Source organism: Pseudomonas sp. PP3 (assembly GCF_905336995.1).
GTDB lineage: Bacteria > Pseudomonadota > Gammaproteobacteria > Pseudomonadales > Pseudomonadaceae > Aquipseudomonas > Aquipseudomonas reinekei.
In genome coordinates this window covers 3436249-3455485 of the sequence record NZ_HG995459.1, presented here as the reverse complement: position 1 = coordinate 3455485, position 19237 = coordinate 3436249, and the positions used below count along the sequence as shown (strand labels likewise).

At 59.4% G+C, this 19237-nt stretch carries 20 protein-coding genes; 12 read left to right on the top strand and 8 right to left on the bottom strand.

The features are described from left to right. Positions 1–4: 4 nt before the first annotated feature. The 3 genes from KHO07_RS15615 to KHO07_RS15605 are packed head-to-tail and all read left to right on the top strand — an operon-like array spanning position 5 to position 3278. Entirely contained in the window at positions 5–1333 is a 1329-nt protein-coding gene (locus KHO07_RS15615) for a glycosyltransferase (protein ID WP_212624799.1), read from the top strand. Between the two features lies 1 nt (position 1334). Continuing rightward, a complete protein-coding gene (locus tag KHO07_RS15610) occupies positions 1335–2156 on the top strand; it encodes a hypothetical protein (protein WP_212624798.1) in 822 nt (273 codons plus the stop codon). Positions 2157–2162: 6 nt separating this feature from the next. After that, on the top strand, positions 2163–3278 hold the full coding sequence (locus KHO07_RS15605) for a biotin/lipoyl-binding protein (protein WP_212624797.1): 1116 nt from the start codon (positions 2163–2165) through the stop codon (positions 3276–3278). A 22-nt stretch (positions 3279–3300) separates the two neighbouring features. On the opposite strand, the gene KHO07_RS15600 is transcribed toward KHO07_RS15605, so the two are convergent. Further along, positions 3301–3561, bottom strand: coding sequence for a hypothetical protein (locus KHO07_RS15600; RefSeq protein ID WP_212624796.1), 261 nt, complete (start codon positions 3559–3561; stop codon positions 3301–3303). Positions 3562–3996: 435 nt separating this feature from the next. Between KHO07_RS15600 and KHO07_RS15595 the strand changes: the two genes are divergently transcribed. Further along, the gene (locus KHO07_RS15595) at positions 3997–5061 is read left to right on the top strand and encodes a hypothetical protein (protein ID WP_212624795.1); all 1065 of its coding nucleotides are present in this window, start codon (positions 3997–3999) and stop codon (positions 5059–5061) included. A 16-nt stretch (positions 5062–5077) separates the two neighbouring features. Beyond that, complete coding sequence (locus KHO07_RS15590) at positions 5078–5431, top strand: DUF1428 domain-containing protein (protein WP_150732668.1); 354 nt, start codon at positions 5078–5080, stop codon at positions 5429–5431. 15 nt (positions 5432–5446) lie between these two features. On the opposite strand, the gene KHO07_RS15585 is transcribed toward KHO07_RS15590, so the two are convergent. The 6 genes from KHO07_RS15585 to KHO07_RS15560 all read right to left on the bottom strand — a co-directional run bounded on the left by KHO07_RS15585 (position 5447) and on the right by KHO07_RS15560 (position 11255). After that, positions 5447–5641 (bottom strand): hypothetical protein, encoded by a 195-nt coding sequence (locus KHO07_RS15585; protein ID WP_150732669.1) that lies wholly within the window; start codon positions 5639–5641, stop codon positions 5447–5449. A gap of 323 nt (positions 5642–5964) precedes the next feature. After that, the gene (locus KHO07_RS15580; protein ID WP_212624794.1) at positions 5965–7062 is read right to left on the bottom strand and encodes a polyamine ABC transporter substrate-binding protein; all 1098 of its coding nucleotides are present in this window, start codon (positions 7060–7062) and stop codon (positions 5965–5967) included. 167 nt (positions 7063–7229) lie between these two features. Next, positions 7230–8114: an ABC transporter permease subunit gene (locus tag KHO07_RS15575; RefSeq protein WP_150732671.1), complete on the bottom strand. Its 885-nt coding sequence runs from the start codon at positions 8112–8114 to the stop codon at positions 7230–7232. Continuing rightward, positions 8111–9025 (bottom strand): ABC transporter permease subunit, encoded by a 915-nt coding sequence (locus KHO07_RS15570; RefSeq protein ID WP_075944840.1) that lies wholly within the window; start codon positions 9023–9025, stop codon positions 8111–8113. The genes KHO07_RS15575 and KHO07_RS15570 overlap by 4 nt, the downstream gene beginning before the upstream one ends. After that, a complete protein-coding gene (gene potA, locus KHO07_RS15565; RefSeq protein WP_034148930.1) occupies positions 9022–10164 on the bottom strand; it encodes a polyamine ABC transporter ATP-binding protein in 1143 nt (380 codons plus the stop codon). The genes KHO07_RS15570 and potA overlap by 4 nt, the downstream gene beginning before the upstream one ends. Positions 10165–10493: 329 nt before the next feature. Beyond that, positions 10494–11255, bottom strand: coding sequence for a gamma-glutamyl-gamma-aminobutyrate hydrolase family protein (locus tag KHO07_RS15560; RefSeq protein ID WP_212624793.1), 762 nt, complete (start codon positions 11253–11255; stop codon positions 10494–10496). A 283-nt stretch (positions 11256–11538) separates the two neighbouring features. Between KHO07_RS15560 and KHO07_RS15555 the strand changes: the two genes are divergently transcribed. The 6 genes from KHO07_RS15555 to KHO07_RS29190 all read left to right on the top strand — a co-directional run bounded on the left by KHO07_RS15555 (position 11539) and on the right by KHO07_RS29190 (position 17927). Then, complete coding sequence (locus KHO07_RS15555; protein ID WP_150732673.1) at positions 11539–12915, top strand: glutamine synthetase family protein; 1377 nt, start codon at positions 11539–11541, stop codon at positions 12913–12915. Positions 12916–13124: 209 nt separating this feature from the next. Then, positions 13125–14615 carry an aldehyde dehydrogenase gene (locus KHO07_RS15550; protein WP_212624792.1) on the top strand — a complete coding sequence of 497 codons (1491 nt, stop codon included), beginning with the start codon at positions 13125–13127 and terminating at the stop codon, positions 14613–14615. A gap of 53 nt (positions 14616–14668) precedes the next feature. Beyond that, a complete protein-coding gene (locus KHO07_RS15545; RefSeq protein WP_212624791.1) occupies positions 14669–15952 on the top strand; it encodes an FAD-binding oxidoreductase in 1284 nt (427 codons plus the stop codon). Positions 15953–16111: 159 nt separating this feature from the next. After that, positions 16112–16660, top strand: coding sequence for a cupin domain-containing protein (locus KHO07_RS15540; RefSeq protein WP_212624790.1), 549 nt, complete (start codon positions 16112–16114; stop codon positions 16658–16660). Between the two features lie 168 nt (positions 16661–16828). Further along, positions 16829–17299, top strand: coding sequence for an anti-virulence regulator CigR family protein (locus KHO07_RS15535; protein ID WP_212624789.1), 471 nt, complete (start codon positions 16829–16831; stop codon positions 17297–17299). Positions 17300–17408: 109 nt separating this feature from the next. After that, positions 17409–17927, top strand: coding sequence for a hypothetical protein (locus tag KHO07_RS29190; RefSeq protein ID WP_244858220.1), 519 nt, complete (start codon positions 17409–17411; stop codon positions 17925–17927). A 72-nt stretch (positions 17928–17999) separates the two neighbouring features. Here KHO07_RS29190 and KHO07_RS15525 read toward each other — a convergent pair whose 3' ends face one another. Then, positions 18000–18293: a fructose-bisphosphate aldolase gene (locus KHO07_RS15525; protein WP_150732677.1), complete on the bottom strand. Its 294-nt coding sequence runs from the start codon at positions 18291–18293 to the stop codon at positions 18000–18002. 516 nt (positions 18294–18809) lie between these two features. Between KHO07_RS15525 and KHO07_RS15520 the strand changes: the two genes are divergently transcribed. Next, complete coding sequence (locus KHO07_RS15520) at positions 18810–19229, top strand: HD domain-containing protein (protein WP_212624787.1); 420 nt, start codon at positions 18810–18812, stop codon at positions 19227–19229. Positions 19230–19237: the final 8 nt, after the last annotated feature.

Below are 19237 nucleotides of genomic sequence, written 5' to 3'. Positions count from 1 at the left end.
TGTCATGAGCCCAATGTTGGAACAACTGTACAGCCTGCTCAGTGCGTTTATGGGGACGGACGGTTTGAGCCGATTGTTCTACATGCTGTTCCCCCTGTTCCTGGTCTTCGAACTGCCGCTGATGGTCATGGTGATGCTCGGTGTACTGCGCTGGTTCACCCGGCGCCGCACCCGCGTGCCGAAGACCAGCATCTATCGCCCCCGTGTCTCTTGCATCATCACCTGCTATAGCGAAGGCCTGGATGTACAGACCACACTGTTGAGCCTCTGCGAGCAAACGTACCCGGGCCACATCGAGATGATTCCGGTGGTCGACGGCGCCACGGCCAATCAAGTGACGCTCAGCGCCGTGCGCAGTTTCAACGTGGATCCGCAGTTATATCCCAGGCGCCATTTGCGCCCGATTGCCAAATGGCAGCGGGGCGGGCGGGTGTCTTCACTGAACGCCGGCCTGTCGCTGGCCAGCGGCGAAATCGTCATGGCCCTCGATGGCGACACGTCCTTCGACAACAACATGGTCAGCTCCATCGTGCGGCATTTCGAGGACCCTTCGGTGCCGGCAGTTGCCGGCAGCCTGCGGGTGCGCAACGTCTGGTCGTCATGGGTGACGGCGATGCAGGCGCTGGAGTACCTGTTGTCGATCCATATGTCGAAAATCGGTCTGTCGGAATGGAATCTGGTCAACAACGTGTCGGGAGCCTTTGGTGCATTCCGCCGCAGTTTCCTGGTGAAGATCGGTGGCTGGAATACCCATACCGCCGAAGACCTGGACCTCACGTTGCGGATCAAGAGTTACTTCAAGCGCCACGACCTGAGGATTCCGTTCGAGCCGGAAGCGATCGGCCACACCGACGCACCGAAGACGCTTCGCGACTTTCTGATGCAACGCCTGCGCTGGGATGGCGACCTGTTTTTCCTCTACATCAGAAAGCACAACCACAACATCGACCCCAAACTGCTGGGCTGGCGCACCTTCCTGATGATCCTGCTCACGGGCTTCTTCTTTCAGTTGGTGCTGCCATTTCTGATCTTCAGCTACACCTTGCTGGCGCTGTTCATTCTGCCGGGCAAGACGTTGCTGTTTCTGTTTGTGCTGGTGTACCTGCTGTACCTGATGATCACCACGATACTGTTCTTCGCCATGCTGGTGATGGTCTCGGACCGTCCCCGGCAGGATATGACCCTCGGATTGCTGGTGCCGGTTTTTCCGCTGTTCATGCTGATCCTGCGCTGCTGGAGCGCCGTGGCGATGCTCAATGAGATGTTCCGTCGCGGGCACGAAGAAAGTTCGATGGCGCCGTGGTGGGTACTTAAACGAGCCACGAGGTTTTGATATGCGACCGATTCTGCTCGCCATGGCCCTGCTGGTGATTCCCCATCAGACCGTGCAGGCCGCGCCGTCGTCATGGTCCCAGGGCAGTTACGTCTGGGACAGTGAAGCCTTGCTGGACCCCGAACGTCGGGCGACTGAGCTTGCCGCGCTGCGAAAGGCCGGGATGGACAAGATTTACCTTGGCTTCAATTCCGCCCAAATCAGAGACCTTGGCACAACGCGTCAGCAACTGGAGCAATTGCTGCAACAAGCCAACAGCGCGGGCGTGAAGGTCAGCCTGTTGTTGGGGGATCCGGCCTGGATCGAGCCGCAGGAGCGCCATCAGCTCACCGATTTACTGGCCAAATTCAAAGGGCTTTCGTTCGCCAGCCTGCACCTTGATCTGGAAGTCGAGCAACTGGGCACGCCGGTGCCTGATCAACGCTTGAAAGACTGGCTCGACACCTTGCGAACCGCTGCCAGTGACAGCCCGTGGCCGGTGGAGATTTCCAGCCATCCGCGCTGGTTTACCGACTCAAGTCCCGGAAAAACCTGTGTGCCCTGCGGTCTTCCTGACGCAGGCGTACGCCAGGTCAGCCTGATGATTTATACAAGCAACCCCATAAACAGTGCTCAAAGAGCAGAGCAGATCGCCAAACGCTGGCCTGTCCTGCAATTTCGCCTCGCGCAAAGCACGGAGGAGCAATTGGATGCCACGGAAAGCTGGCACGGCGCGTCGACCGAACAGTTGCAACGCCAGAGCAGCGTGTGGCGGGAACAACTACAACCCCAAGGGATTGCCGGTATCGACTGGCAAGCCTGGCGAGACTTTCCAAAACGGTGAGCCGTCATGAAAATTCGTTTCGATAGTCGCAAAGAACTGAGCCCGACCCAGGAACAAGGTTTGACTGTGCTCTACGCCCCGGGCAAACGCATGGCGTTTCGGGTGCGCTGGTATCTGATCCTGTTATTGGTGGCGAGCCCGTTGATCTGGCTGGGGGGCAAACTGGCCTACGGCATGTGGATGATCGACGCGCCGGCGCAACTGCGCCTGCCGATTCTCGAAGTGCGAGCGCGGGATGCCGGGCGGGTCGAGCAATTGTTCGTCAAGGCGGGGGATCAGGTGCGGGTCGACCAGCCGCTGGCCAACCTCGACAACCCCGAATGGCGAGCCCGGCTGGCGCAACTTGACGCTATCCCGCCGGATACGGCGCGCTTGAGCAATGCGAAACTGGGTGGTCGCGAACGTCAATTGCTCAGGACCCGGATCGCCCGGGCCGAGGACCGCGTGGGCGTGCTTGAAGACCTGGTGGTACGAGGCGCGGTCTCCCGGGGCGAGGTATTGGCTGCGCAGTCTGAACTCGACAGTTTCAAGGCCGACTTGCTCGCGTTTGAACGCCGCGAACAACAGGCCAATCAATCGCCCATGAGCGATGAGCGCGACAAGGCACAGCGCACTGCCGAGCAAAAGTGGTTACAAACACGCCTCGCTGCGCTGCCGGTTGCAGCCGGGCAGAGTGGGCGAGTGGCGGAGGTGTTGGTCAACCCCGGGGAGAACGTCGGCGCCGGCACCTTGCTGATGCGCATTGAGCAACTGGAAGATCCATTGCTGTGGATTTATCTGGAACCGCTGAACATCAGCTATGCCGCTATTGGCCAGCCTTTGCGCGTGCGCATGCCTGATGGCGAGTGGTTGACGGCCCACGTGGTCCAGGCCGTGGACAGCGCCGGTCGTACGCCGACGGTATTGCGCGGGCCGTTTGCTGCCAGCGAAATGGGATTGCAGGTGGCCGCCCGCTTTGATCGGCCACTCTCGCCACGCTGGAGAATCGATCAACTGCCACTGAATGTGCGTTTCCCCACCGACTGGGAAAAAATGCTTACGGATGGCCGTGAACTCATCGATGAGCTAGGAGACTTCATCGCCATGGATCGACCATCCACTGCCGTGCAAGGAAGGGAATAAGCCGAGGGGCTGGAACAGTTACTCAGAAGTATCGAGACCGGCGGTCGCTAGCAGCGACTTCGGTCGCCAGCAGATGCTCGGCCAGCACATCGTTGAGAAAGCGGAACTGATCGTTGAGCCCGACCACTTCATTGTTGAAGTGGTGGCCGGCTGCGGGAATCAGCAGGGCTTCGAATTTATCGTCGAACACCAGGGCCAACACCTTACGGGACTCGTATTGCTGCGAATAATAGTTGTTGCCGAACACCGGGAAGCTCACGGCCAGGGTGACTTGGTTAATCATGACGTGCGCTCCTCGGAGAGAACGAACCAGGCAAAAACGCTCAACGTGAAGGCCGTCAGGGCCAGACAGGTCAGGAGATGGATCAGCATGATTCGACCCTCCGCTACAGGGTTTCGTGTTGGGTTGAAAATGATCCTACGCTGACGGCCGCGAGGCGGAAGGCATTCGTGGCGATGGTGAATATCGATGGGAGTGATGGTCGGGTTTAGTGGTGATTTCACCGGACCCATCACCAGCAAGCCGGCGCCTACAGAGGGATTAGGCTGGCTGCGAAGTGTGCACGACGCTGATCCACTGTAGGAGCGAGCCTGCTCGCGATGACGGCCGCGAGAACGACAACTTTACCGAGCGGACAGAGACCGCCACCTATACTCAAACGAGGGCCTGTTGAGCGTTGGGCATTTGGTTTGGCGCAGACTTTAGGGAATCGCGATCTTGAACCGGCGTTCGCTGATCGTTCTCGTGCTGCTGATATTGGCGGGATGCGTCACGACTCCGCGTGAGCCGGTGGAAGTGCCGCAGGTCATGGTTTCGCCGAGCACCTGGCAGCAAGTCGATCAGGAGATCGTCAGCGCCTCGCAGTCCGCCACCGAACAAACCAAAATCTACGCCCGCGGTGCCATGGATTACTGGCGCACGCGGGTCTATCAGTTGACCGAAGAGAACTTCATCCCCTGGTTCAGCAGCTATTGGACCCAGGAGTGGCTGTCGATGAAGGTGAGCTGGTACACCGTCAGCGCCAAGGGCGAGCAGGACACCTCGGAAAAACGCCTGGCCGCTTACTTGCTGGAGCAATACCAGGAAAAGGTCCTGGCCCCGGTGGCGGTGGAGATTGATCCGGACGCGATACTCAGCCTCGCGGCGGCGTTCTACGTCGACATTCTCAAGGAAGAACTGCAGGAAATCTCCACGCGCCACGGCGTGCCGATGGCCCAACTCAATGGCCGTCTGCAGAAAGTCCCGGCGATTGCCCTTGGCCCACCCGCGGCCCGGAATGCTTCGCTGTATCAGGTGGTGCGCGCCGAGCCGCTGAACGCGCTGCCGGCCTTCGCCGCGCTGATCGACAAGGTCCACAAGGCCGGGGGCGACAAGGGTGTCGACTCGACCGACACCGCCATGGCGCCGGTTGCCAGGCGCGCCAGTCAACGAATGGAAGCGGAAATGGCCCCTCGCGGGGCGGCGAGTGCCGTGGCGGCGGCGGCGGGAAAACTCGCCGGTGGCTTGATCACCGTCGGGGTCGCCGGGATACGCGCGTTGATCCAGGCCAACGACCGCCCGGACAGCGAGGCGTTGATTCGCAGCAGCCTGGGCAACACTTTCGACAAGGCCTGGACCAAGCTGGTGCAGAACCCGACCACCGGCGTAATGGCCGGGACGCTGTACATGGCGGGGCAGATTGAGGGAAGCCTGGCGCAGCGTGCACAACCGTCGGTCGGGGGCAGCGAAGGGCATGTCGATTGGAGCCCGACCCAATCGACTAACCAGCAGATCAACCCATGAAACAAGGAGAACACTCATGCCTTATGTCGATGGTTTTGTCGCTGCCGTACCCACCGCCAACCGCGAGAAATTCAGGAAACACGCCGAGATGGCCGCCGCCATATTCATCGAGAACGGCGCGCTCAGCCTCGCCGAATGCTGGGGTGACGACGTCCCCGACGGCAAGGTGACCTCACTGCCCATGGCGGTGAAACTCAAAGAGGATGAAACCGTGGTGTTTTCCTGGATTGTCTGGCCGGACAAACCAACCCGTGACGCCGGAATGGCGAAGCTGATGACGGATCCAAGGGTGCAACCTGACGTCAATCCAATGCCGTTCGATGGTCAACGGATGATTTTTGGCGGTTTTGAAATGATCGTGAAGGCTTGAACCGACATTGCAGGGTCACTCTGCCGCCGGGGTGATCCTGCAACTCTTGCGCCCGCGGATTTCATCGTCCGTCGGCCGCTCACGGATGAACTCGAAACGCGGTTCGCCTTCGCTGTAATGCACCAGCCAGCCCCATTCCAGCTCGAACTCGTCCTGCCCGGGCTGGGGCGGCGCGGCCCACCAAGGTTCTTTGCTGAGGATCTGGCGCATGGAGCCTCCTATTGATTCGCTTGCTTGAACTATAACGTGCCTGCGCAGCGATGCCAGAAAAGCACCTGTAGCGAGGGCTTTTGGGCACTGAGTGATGCCCAACAAAAAAAGGCGCCCGAGGGCGCCAAACTTCACCTTAACCGAGGAGCCAGGTGAGTGATGCAGCGGTGGTAAGGCGCTGCATGGATAGAAAGGGTTGATCTGATTTGTGTGTTGAATGATATGGCCTCATCGCCGGCAAGCCGGCTCCTACAGGAGATGTGTTCGGTCAGGGATCCTTGTAGGAGCCGGCTTGCTGGCGATAGCACCTTGCGCTTCAGCGATTATTTTCCGAGTTTCACCTTGGTCCAACCCCGGGTCATGATCCGCTGCACGGCAATCGGCTGGTCAGGAATGGCATACAACGTTGCCATCACCGCTTCGGACGGGTACGAGCCCGGTTCGTTGCGAATCGCTTCATCCACCCATGGCGTCGCCGCCGCGTTGGCGTTGCTGTAGCCGATGTTGTTGGTGATCTCGGCGATGATGTCCGGGCGCATCAGGAAGTTCATGAACTGATAGGCCTCCTCGACGTTCGCCGCATCACGCGGGATGGCGACCATGTCGTAGAAACTGCCGGCACCTTCTTTCGGGATGCTGTAGTCGATCTTCACGTTGTCGCCGGCTTCCTCGGCGCGGGCCTTGGCTTGCAACACGTCGCCGGAATAACCGACGGCCACGCAGATATTGCCGTTGGCCAGGTCGGAGATGTACTTCGACGAATGGAAGTACGACACCGACGGACGAATCTTCATGAACAGCGCTTGAGCTTCGGCGATGTGCGCCTTGTCCTGATCGTTCACCGGGTAGCCCAGGTAGTGCAGGGCGGCCGGGATCATTTCGGTTGGCGAATCGAGGAAACTGATGCCGCAGGCTTTGAGTTTTTCCGCGTTCTCCGGTTTGAACAGCAGGTCCCACGAGTTGGTCGGCGCGTTGGCCCCGAGCACTTCCTTGACCTTGGCCGGGTTGAAACCGATGCCGATCGAGCCCCACATGTACGGGAACGCGTGACCGTTATTCGGGTCGCTGGCGGAGGCGTTTTTCAGCAGCACCTGATTGAGGTTTTTCCAGTTCGGCAGTTTCGACTTGTCCAGTGCCTGATAGACGCCGGCCTTGATTTGCTTGGCCAGGAAACTGTTGGACGGCACGACGATGTCGTAACCGGACTTGCCCGCCAACAGGCGCGCTTCAAGGGTTTCGTTGCTGTCGAAGACATCGTAGGTCACGCGGATGCCGGTCTCGTCTTCGAACTTCTTGACGGTGTCCGGGGCAATGTAATCGGACCAGTTGTAGACGCGCAGAACCTTGTCATTGGCCTGGGCGCCCGAGGCGATCGCGCCCAATAAGGACAGTGTCAGCAGAGTCCTGCCAAACATTTTCATCGGTACAACTCCATTTCTTTTTATTCAAAACACAATGCAAAATCACAGCGAACCTGTGGCGAGGGAGCTTGCTCCCGCTGGGCTGCGCAGCGGCCCCAACATTTTGTGAGTGCTGCGCACTCAAGCGGGAGCAAGCTCCCTCGCCACAAGGAGCAAGTCCCAGCAACTTATGCCGTCGCTTCCAGCATTTTCTTCTCAGGTGCCTGCCACGATTCGCTGGCAGTCTGGTCCATCGCTTCCTGGATCGCGCGTTTACGGCTGGCTTCGGCACGGCGGCTGAAGTACCAGACCATGAAGGTCACGATCGATACGGCCAACAGAATCAGACTGGCCACGGCGTTGATCTCAGGTTTCACGCCCAGGCGCACTGCCGAGAACACTTCCATCGGCAGGGTCGTGGAACCCGGGCCGGAGACGAAGCTCGCCAGTACCAGGTCATCCAGCGACAAGGCGAACGACATCATGCCGCCGGCCGCCAGTGACGGCGCGATCATCGGGATGGTGATCAGGAAAAACACCTTGAACGGCTTGGCACCGAGGTCCATGGCCGCTTCTTCGATGGACAGGTCCAGCTCGCGAAGGCGGGCGGAGACTACCACCGCCACGTAAGCGGCACAAAACGTGGTGTGGGCGATCCAGATGGTGACAATGCCGCGTTCCATCGGCCAGCCGATCAACTGCGCCATGGCCACGAACAGCAGCAACAGCGACAGACCGGTGATCACCTCAGGCATCACCAGCGGCGCGGTCACCAGGCCACCGAACAACGTGCGGCCCTTGAAACGGGTGACGCGGGTCAGAACGAACGCCGCCAATGTACCCAGCGCCACCGCCGCAATCGCCGTGTAGCAGGCGATCTCCAGCGAGCGCACCACCGAGCCCATCAGTTGCGAGTTGTCGAGCAGGCCGGCGTACCACTTGAATGACCAGCCACCCCACACCGTCACCAGTTTCGAGGCGTTGAACGAGTAGATCACCAGAATCAGCATCGGCAGGTAGATGAACGAAAGGCCGAGCACCAACATCAATTTTGAAAAACCGAAACGCTTCATCCCCGTGCCTCCATCTCTTTGGCCTGGCTGCGGTTGAACAGCAGAATCGGCACAATCAGGATCAACAGCATCACCACCGCCAGGGCGGACGCCACCGGCCAGTCGCGGTTATTGAAGAACTCTTGCCACAGCACGCGACCAATCATCAAGGTCTCCGGGCCGCCCAGCAGTTCCGGAATCACGAACTCGCCGACCACCGGAATGAACACCAGCATGCAACCGGCAATGATGCCGTTCCTGGCCAGCGGCACGGTGATTTTCCAGAAGCTGTTGAAGGTGCTCGAACCGAGGTCCGACGCCGCTTCCAGCAAGCTCTGATCGTGCTTCACCAGGTTGGCGTACAGCGGCAGGATCATGAACGGCAGATACGCATACACCACGCCGATATACACGGCGGTGTTGGTGTTGAGGATCTCGATCGGGTGTGAAGTCAGGCCGGTCCACATCAGGAAACCATTGAGCAAACCGTTGTTGCTGAGGATGCCCATCCACGCATAGACGCGGATCAGGATCGCGGTCCAGGTCGGCATCATGATCAACAGCAGCAGGACGTTTTGCGCTTCCTTGCTCGCCTTGGTGATCGCGTAAGCCATCGGGAAACCGATCACCAGGCACGCCAGGGTGCTGAACAGCGCGACCTTCAACGAGCCGAGGTAAGCCGAAAGGTACAGCTCGTCTTCGCCGAGCAAGGTGTAGTTGCCGATGTTGAGCATCAACTCGAATTTCTGCTCGGCGTAGGTGTAGATCTCCGAGTAGGGCGGAATCGCCAGCGCGGCTTCCGAAAAGCTGATCTTCATCACCAGGAAAAACGGCAACATGAAGAACAGGCACAGCCATACGAACGGGATGCCGATGACCAGTTTTCGCCCACTGGGCACCAGGCGCAGGAATTGCTGATTGAAGGTTCTCATGCGCGCAGTACCACGCCGCTGTCGTCTTCCCACCACACGTAGACCTGATCGTCCCAGGTCGGACGTGCACCACGGCGTTCGGCGTTGGCCATGAACGACTGCACGACTTTGCCACCAGGCAGCTCGACATAGAACACCGAATGGCCGCCGAGGTAGGCGATGTCATGCACCTTGCCGCTGGACCAGTTGTAGCGGGCGTCGGGCTTGGTGGTGCTGACCAGCAGTTTTTCCGGGCGAATGGCGTAGGTGATCGACTTGTCCTGCACCGAGGTGCTGACGCCATGACCGACGTAGATTTTCTGCTCCAGATCCGGGCTGTGGATGATCGCGTGGCCTTCCAGGTCTTCCACCACGGTACCGTCGAAGGCGTTCACGTTGCCGATGAATTCGCAGACCATGCGGCTGACCGGCGCTTCATAAATGTCGACAGGACTGCCGATCTGGGCAATCCAGCCCAGGTGCATGATCGCGATGCGCTGGGCCATGGTCATGGCCTCTTCCTGGTCGTGGGTCACCATCACGCACGTCACGCCGACACGCTCGATGATCTCCACCAGCTCCAGTTGCATCTGCGAACGCAGCTTTTTATCCAGCGCACCCATCGGTTCGTCGAGCAGCAACAGCTTCGGACGTTTGGCCAGGGAGCGGGCCAGTGCCACGCGCTGGCGCTGACCGCCGGACAACTGGTGCGGCTTACGCTTGGCGTATTGGGTCATGTGCACCAGGCGCAGCATTTCTTCTACACGGGCATCGATTTCAGCAGCGGGCAAACGGTCCTGCTTAAGGCCGAAGGCGATGTTCTGCGCCACCGTCATGTGCGGGAACAGCGCATAGGACTGGAACATCATGTTGATCGGTCGTTCGTACGGCGGCATGTCGGTGATGTCGACACCGTCAAGCAGGATCCGGCCTTCGGTCGGGCGTTCAAAGCCGGCGAGCATGCGCAGCAGCGTCGATTTACCGGATCCGGAACCACCGAGCAGGGCAAAAATTTCGCCCTGATGGATTTCCAGGGACACATCGTCCACAGCGGTGGTTTCGTCGAATTTCTTGGTGACGCGATCGACTTTCACCAACACCTTTTTCGGTGCCTGGTGACCTTCAAGAGCCTTCCTGTAGATGCTGGAGGCGTTTGCCATGTGAAACTCCCAACAGGTTTCAGTCGTCGGGCCAACGCGGCCTGACTTAATAGTTGATTGCTAACCCTGGCTGGCGCGGTCCCCTGTAGGAGCTGGCTTGCCAGCGATGAGGCCCTAAAGTCGACGTCTTTGTTGACTGACAGACCGCTATCGCTGGCAAGCCAGCTCCTACAGGGCGACACACCCGCTCGGGTTAATTCGGCGCCGCCATCCTGGCTGCCTGGTCGTACTTGTTGTTATTGCAGTGTGTTGTTGTCGTGAGTCACGGATGCGCAGAAGCGCATCCGCCAGACCCACGGGGGCAGTCAATTGATTGATTTTTTGTGACGTCAGCGCTTGTTACGCAGCGCCGCCCGTTGCCGGCACGCCTCGCCAAACGCCTGGAAAATTTTCAAATAAGCAGGGTTATCCAGTACCTGCCATTCCGGGTGCCATTGCACACCGAGGGCGAAGGCCTTGCTGTTCTCCACCGAGACCGCTTCGATCAAGCCATCGGGCGCGACAGCCTCGGCGCGCAGGCCAGGGGCCAGTCGATCGATGCCCTGGCTGTGAATCGAATTGACCTGGAACACCGACGGCAGATCCAGCGCTTCGAACACTCCGCCCGGCTGCACGTTGACGTCATGTGCCGGTGCGTATTGCACGGCCAGGTCCGGGTGATTGGCTTCGCGATGATCGAGGAAACCAGGGAGTTCATGAACCTTCTGATGCAGGCTGCCACCGAACACCACATTCATCTCCTGGAAACCGCGGCAGATGCCGAGCACCGGAACGCCGGCCGCAATCGCGGCGCGGATCAGGGGCAGGGTGGTGGCGTCCCGTGCCGGATCATGATCCGTGCCGGGCGCACTGGCGGGGCCTTGATAGTGGAAGGGTTCCACATTCGATGGCGAGCCGGTCAGCAACAGACCGTCGAGCTGCGGCAGCAGATCCTCGATCTCGGTCAGTTCAGCCAGGGAAGGAATAACGACGGGCAGCCCCAGCGCCGCAACGCTGACAGCGCGCAAGTACTTGTCGCCGCTGACGTGGTAGGGGTGCAGGCCAATCTGTTTGACGCACGCAGTAACGCCGATCAATGGCTTGAATGCCATTTTTATCACCTCGAAGTTTGACACTTGAACGAGCTTTTCCGGAGCTTAGCCTTGTTGATTTTAATTAACAACTCCCATGTAAAAAATTCTAAACGCCCTGCGTCCGATCCTCAGGATTTACGCGTCATTCAGGACGGATGTGGCACTCGCGTGCCTCTGAAAGGCCCGAAAATAAACGTTGAAAGGCAGAGTGTTCGCTATTGACTTCACTTTGCCTTTCGGATTGACTGGCTGCGTGAAAGGGCGGTGAACATAATAATTAACAGTAAAAAATAGGTGCATCATGTCGGTCCCTCTGCGTACCGTTCAACTCAACGAAGCAAACGCATTCCTTAAGAAATATCCTGAGGTTTTGTACGTCGACCTTCTGATTGCGGATATGAACGGTGTGGTGCGCGGTAAGCGCATCGAACGCACCAGTCTTCATAAGGTTTACGAGAAAGGCATCAACCTGCCGGCTTCGCTGTTTGCTCTGGACATCAATGGTTCCACGGTGGAAAGCACCGGCCTGGGTCTGGACATCGGCGATGCCGACCGGATCTGCTACCCGATCCCCGGCACCCTGAGCATCGAGCCTTGGCAGAAGCGCCCAACCGCGCAATTGCTGATGACCATGCACGAAATCGAAGGCGAGCCGTTCTTCGCCGACCCGCGTGAAGTGCTGGCCAATGTCGTGCGCAAGTTCGACGAAATGGGCCTGACCATCTGCGCCGCGTTTGAGCTGGAGTTCTACCTGATCGACCAGGACAACGTGAACGGTCGTCCGCAATCGCCACGTTCACCGGTCTCCGGGAAGCGTCCGATGTCGACTCAGGTGTACCTGATCGACGACCTCGACGAATACGTCGATTGCCTGCAAGACATCCTCGAAGGCGCGAAAGAGCAGGGCATCCCGGCAGACGCCATCGTCAAGGAAAGCGCCCCGGCGCAATTCGAAGTCAACCTGCACCACGTGGCCGATCCTATTAAGGCGTGCGACTACGCCGTCCTGCTCAAGCGTCTGGTGAAGAACATCGCCTATGACCACGAAATGGACACCACCTTCATGGCCAAGCCGTATCCGGGCCAGGCGGGCAATGGTCTGCACGTGCACATTTCGATTCTGGATAAAGAAGGCAACAACATCTTTGCCAGCGAGGATCCCGAGCAGAACGCCGCGCTGCGACACGCGATCGGCGGTGTGCTCGAGACCCTGCCGGCACAGATGGCGTTCCTCTGCCCGAACGTCAACTCGTACCGCCGTTTCGGCGCGCAGTTCTACGTGCCGAACTCGCCGAGCTGGGGCATCGACAACCGTACTGTGGCGGTGCGCGTGCCAACCGGCTCAAAGGACGCCGTGCGCATCGAACACCGCGTGGCGGGCGCCGATGCCAACCCATACCTGCTGATGGCTTCGGTATTGGCGGGCGTGCACCACGGCCTGACCAACCAGATCGAACCGGGCGCACCGGTGGAAGGCAACAGCTACGAGCAAAACGAGCAGAGCCTGCCGAACAACCTGCGCGATGCCCTGCGCGAGCTGGACGACAGCGAGGTCATGGCCAAATACATCGACCCGATGTACATCGACGTGTTCGTGGCGTGCAAGGAAAGCGAGCTGGCCGAGTTCGAGAACTCCATCTCGGACCTTGAGTACAACTGGTACCTGCACACCGTTTGACGGCGTTGGCGGCGAACACAAGAACTGTGTACGCCGCCAACCCTGTAGGAGCTGGCTTGCCAGCGATGGCGTCATGACAGTCAACATCGATGGCGTCTGAACCACCGCAATCGCTGGCAAGCCAGCTCCTACAGGGATCGCATTTCATTTTTTGATTGTGCGGGCGTCCGTCCGACGATCACTCAATTCCCCTGCGTCGAGTCACAACCATGACAATTACTCGCAGCGACTGGGAGCAACGCTTCCAGTCCCTCACCCTCGAAGGTCGCGCATTCATTGACGGCCAATACTGCGCGGCTGCCAGCGGCGCAACGTTTGAATGCCTGAGCCCGGTAGACGGCCGCTTCCTGGTGAACGTCGCCAGCACCGACGAAACCGACGCCCACCTTGCCGTCGAAGTCGCACGCCGTGCTTTCGAATCCGGCGTCTGGGCCAACCTGGCCCCGGCCGAGCGCAAGCGCATCCTGATTCGTTTCGCCGACCTGATCATGGCCAACCAGGAAGAACTGGCGCTGCTCGAAACCCTCGACATGGGCAAGCCGATCAGCGACTCCATGAGCATCGACATTCCGGCAGCCGCCAACGCGATCCGCTGGACTGCCGAAGCCATCGACAAGATCTACGACGAAGTCGCAGCCACGCCACACGATCAACTGGGCCTGGTGACGCGTGAAGCCGCGGGCGTTGTCGCGGCCATCGTGCCGTGGAACTTCCCGTTGATCATGGCCAGCTGGAAATTCGCCCCGGCCCTGGCAATGGGCAACTCGTTCATCCTCAAGCCTTCTGAAAAGTCGCCACTGACCGCGATTCGCATCGCGCAACTGGCGCTGGACGCGGGCATCCCCAAAGGCGTGTTCAACGTGCTGCCGGGCTTCGGCCATACCGTCGGCAAGGCGCTGGCGTTGCACATGGACGTCGACGTGTTGGCCTTCACCGGCTCCACGGCGATCGCCAAGCAACTGATGATCTACGCCGGGCAAAGCAACATGAAACGCGTCTGGGCCGAAGCCGGTGGCAAGAGCGCCAACGTGGTGTTCGCCGACGCCCCGGATTTGCGTGCCGCAGCACAGGCAGCGGCCGGCGCCATTGCCTTCAACCAGGGCGAAGTCTGCACCGCCGGCTCGCGCTTGCTGGTGGAGCGTTCGATCCGCGATCAGTTCATCGCGCTGCTGGTTGAGGCGCTGCAAGCGTGGAAACCGGGGCACTCGCTCGATCCCGCTACCACCGTTGGCGCGGTGGTCGATCAGCGTCAACTGGACAACGTCCTGCGCTACATCAACATTGGCAAAGAGCAGGGCGCTCAATTGATCGCCGGTGGTCGCCGCACCCTCGAAGACACCGGTGGCCTCTACGTGGAACCGGCGATTTTCGACGGTGTGACAAACGCCATGACCATCGCCCAGGAAGAAATCTTCGGCCCGGTACTGTCGGTGATCACCTTCGACACGGCGCAAGAAGCCCTGGCGATCGCCAACGACAGCATCTACGGCCTGGCCGCCGGTGTATGGACCGCCAACCTGAGCAAAGCCCACACCTTCGCCCGTGGCCTGCGCGCCGGCAGCGTCTGGGTCAACCAGTACGACGGCGGCGACATGACCGCGCCGTTCGGCGGGTTCAAGCAGTCGGGTAACGGCCGGGACAAATCGCTGCACGCGTTCGACAAGTACACCGAGCTCAAAGCGACCTGGATCAAGCTCTAAGACCTTTTAAGCGGCGGTCGCCTGCACGTTGCCGGCGATCATCGGAGAATCGTATGAAAACAACACATGTAAACAGCTACTACGCCGCCACCCGCAACTTCACCGGCGATTTCCCGGTGCTGGAAGGGGCGGTGGAATGTGACGTCTGCGTGATTGGCGCCGGTTACACCGGCCTGTCTTCGGCGCTGTTCCTCGCCGAAGCGGGCTACAGCGTCACGGTGCTCGAAGCGGCCAAAGTCGGCTTCGGCGCCAGCGGTCGCAACGGTGGGCAACTGGTCAACTCCTACAGCCGCGACGTCGACGTGATCGAGGATCGTTACGGCGACAAGACCGCCGAAGTCCTCGGCAGCATGATTTTCGAAGGCGCCGACATCATCCGTCAGCGCATACAGCACTACGACATCCAGTGCGACTACCGTCCCGGCGGCATTTTCGCGGCGATGAACAAGAAGCAGCTCAAAGGCCTGGCCGAGCAGAAAAAGAGCTGGGAACGCTACGGTAACAAGAACCTGACGCTGCTCGGCGAAGCTGACATCAAGCGTGAAGTCGGTTCCGATGCCTACGTCGGCGGCCTGCTGGACATGCAGGGCGGCCACATTCATCCGCTGAACCTGGCCCTTGGCGAGGCTTCGGCGATCATCGGCCTGGGCGGCAAGATCTACGAACAGTCGGCGGCTGTGGAAATCACGTACGGCGAACCGATCACCGTGCGCACGGCCAAAGGCCTGGTGAAAGCCAAGTACCTGCTGATCGCCGGTAACGCCTACCTGCCGCAAGGCCTCGACAACCGCGTGACCAGCAAGAGCATGCCGTGTGGTTCGCAGATCGTCGTCACCGAGCCGTTGTCGGAGCAACAAGCGCGTAGCCTGATCAAAAACAACTACTGCGTCGAAGACTGCAACTACCTGCTCGACTACTATCGCCTGACGGCCGACAACCGCTTGCTGTACGGCGGCGGTGTGGTCTATGGCGCCCGTGAACCGGACGACATCGAGCAACTGATCAAGCCAAAAATCCTCAAGACCTTCCCGCAACTGAAGGACGTGAAGATCGACTACCGCTGGACCGGTAACTTTCTGCTGACCATGTCGCGCATGCCGCAATTCGGTCGCATCGAGAAAAATGCGTATTACATGCAGGGCTACAGCGGCCACGGCGTCACCTGTTCGCACCTTGCCGGCAAACTGATTTCGGAAATGATCCGCGGCGACGCGGAGCGTTTCGATGCGTTTGCCTCGCTGCCGCACATGCCAATGATCGGCGGGCGCACCTTCTCGGCCCCGTTGACCGCCCTCGGCGCCGTGTACTACTCGCTGCGCGACCGTTTCGGCATCTAAGCCTTACCTCACCGGCGGCCACCCCATCAGGTGCCGCCGGCTCCTACAGCAACACCAGCAAACGTGATTTAATAGCCGCCTTTCACGTTTCCGGGACCGGAAAACGGCGTGATCCACGCCTGCTCTCCACCCCTTAAGTACCAAGCACATAAGGCTGTCATGGATACGGGCTCACGACTCAAATTAGTACGCGAAAGCTACAAACTGTCCCAGCGCGAGCTGGCCCGGCGTAGCGGCGTCACCAATGCCACCATTTCCCTGATCGAACAGAATCGCGTCAGCCCTTCCGTCAGCTCCCTGAAAAAGCTGCTCGAAGGCATCCCGATGTCCCTGGCCGACTTCTTCACCTTCGACCAGCCACCCCGCGAACACCAATACGTTTTCCGCGCCAGCGAACAACCCGATCTGGGCCGCCACGGCCTGCGACTGCTACTGATCGGCGCCTCCGTACCGAGCCGGCAAATGCGTTTGCTGCGCGAGCAATACGCACCGGGCGCCAGTTCCGGTGAAGAGCCGATCGTGCATGCCGAAGGCGAGGAGTGCGGGTTGGTGACACGGGGTACGGTCGAGCTCACCGTCGACGGCCAGATCAGCGTGTTGAACGCCGGGGATGGTTATTACTTCCCGACCACGCTGCCGCACCGGTTTCGCAATATCGGGCAGGATGAGGCGGAAATCATCAGCGCGAATACGCCGGCGAACTTCTGATTCAAAGTAGGTTGATTCGGATTAACTTACGGCTCCACGCCATCATACCGACACCCGTTCGAAGAAAGTTCCAAGACAGAGATGAGGCGGCATACGGGGGCGGATTGAACCAACTCTCTGAACATCGTCTAAATTTCAGGGACTACTCCCGTCACGAAGGAACGACTCATGATCAGGTCTCGATCGATGATTGCAGCTTTTACAAGTCTGGTGTTGGTTTGCGGTTCGGTGACTGCACTGGCGGATCCCGGTAATGGAAAAGGTCAGGGGAACGGCAAGGGCAACCCGCAAAACGCCCAGGATCATGGCAACCAGGGTGGGCATGGCAACAAAGGCAAGAATTCAGGGGGCGGCGACTGGAGTCATGGCCCGAGCATTAGTCGTACCAACGTCATCGGGATTGTTGACAGCTACCGTAATTACTGGAGTCCCGGGCCGGCATTACCTCCCGGCATCCAGAAAAACCTCGCCCGCGGCAAGCCGCTTCCGCCAGGCATTGCCAAGAAACTCGATGGCCGTCTGGTCGGCAGGTTGCCGCACTACGACGGGTATGAGTGGCAGCAAGTCGGCACGGATTTGATCCTTGTCGCGCTGGCTACCGGGCTCATCTACGAGATTCTTGATGGTGCGTTTGATTGAGGGCTCGCCTGCGTTGAGTGGCGGTCAGTCCGTCCGTCGCGGCGTGTTGAACTGAAGGGGGGTTATCGCGTCCTACACCATGCGATATCAACCCCCTACGGAAGCAATCATGCTTTTAAAAAACAAGAGTCTCGTAGCTGTCCTGTCCTGCGCATTTATGCTGGCAGCAGCCCCTTTACTGCCTGCTGACCTTTCCCTCATCAACTCAGCCGTTGCGAAAGAGGGTGGTGGTGGCGGAGGCGGTGGTGGCGGTGGCGGTGGCGGCGGCGGAGGTGGTGGGCACGGCGGTGGAAATGGTGGTGGCCACGGTGGCGGTAATGGTGGTGGAAATAGCGGCGGTCGCAGCGGGTCTGATCATGCCGGAAACTCTACCAGCAATGGCCACGGGAAGGGGTTGGCCAGCGATCACGCCGGCAAAGCGACGCGCAATCATGGTGTAAGCGGCAACCATTACGGCAGTGAGCGCAATGATGACAACGGTCATGGCACCGCTACCTCAGGCATCGCCAATTCCAAAGACACCCGTGGAATTTCCAAGGCCAGAGCGATTTCGACAACGACGCCAGGTGATCACAACGTCAAAGGGCTGAGTCACGCAGGTCCGTCGGGGGCGAAAAATCCTCGTTGAGACATTGAAGCGATCAGTTTCATGCACACAGAAAACCCGCAGTGATGCGGGTTTTTTCTGTCTGGAGTTTCGTTACTGCCCTTTAGGCACTTCAAACCCGCGCTGCTCGATCACCGCAAACACATCGCGCACGTCCTGAAGCAGAATCCGCGAAATGTTGGTGACGGTGTTGATGTCGTTTTCGGCGTAGTCGGGGAGGCTGGTGCAGGCCATCAGGTTGATGTAGTGGAGGACGGCGTTGAGGCGTTCGCTGACGCACTTGTGCAGTTCGCGGATGGGGGCTTGGTTATCGATCAGGAGGACGGGGTAGTCCGTGGCGAATTGTTTCAGGGGGATGTAGCGGCGAGGAGAATTCTCAGTAGTCATGGTGATAATCCTATTAAAAGTAGAATCGCCACCTTTTTGCTGCGAAACAAAATGGGTGGCAGCTATGCACGGGTTCGCAGACCGGAGGATTAACACCATGTCCCGGCAGACCCGTAGGTCTCCCGTGCACAACCGCCATAAAGAAAACACTCAGCCGGAAGCCGGCCGTGTCGGACGGAATAAAGTGCCAATCTTAAGGGCTGCGAAACCCTATCGCCAACTGCGGTCAGCGACGAGGCTCACCATAAACGGCGATTTTGTTGCCTTCAACCAGGCCACCACCCAGCTGTAGGACCGAACCGGGTAATTGTGGCGAGGGAGCTTGCTCCCGCTCGGCGGCGCAGCCGTCGTAAAACCGGCCACTACAACGAAGCTTAGGAAATGAGCGAGTAGGGACCAGGGCTGCTTCGCCGCCCAGCGGGAGCAAGCTCCCTCGCCACAAAGCGAGATTTCCTACAGCTTTTACAGATCAAAAAATCCGAGTATCAAGCACGGCTTCGCATCAAGGAGAACGAGATGACTCAATCACTGGAACGTGCCATCGCCATCGCTGCCGGCGCTCACGAGGGGCAAATCGACAAGGGCGGTGCGCCCTACATCCTGCATCCGTTGCGGGTGATGCTTAAAGTCAGCACGCTGGAAGAGCAAATCGTCGCGGTGCTGCACGACGTGGTCGAGGACTGTGACATCAGCCTTGAGGCGTTAGCCGAGGAAGGCTTCAGCGAGACGGTGCTGGCGGCTATCGAGTCGGTGACGAAAGTACCGGGTGAGGCTTACGAAGACTTCATCACCCGCGCGGCACAGAACCCGATCGGCCGTGTGGTCAAACTGGCGGACCTGGAAGAAAACAGCGACCTGTCGCGCATCGCCCAGCCGAGCTGGGAGGATCTGGAGCGGATTGAAAAGTATCGGCGGGCGATTGGGGTGTTGCGTTAGTCGTCGCG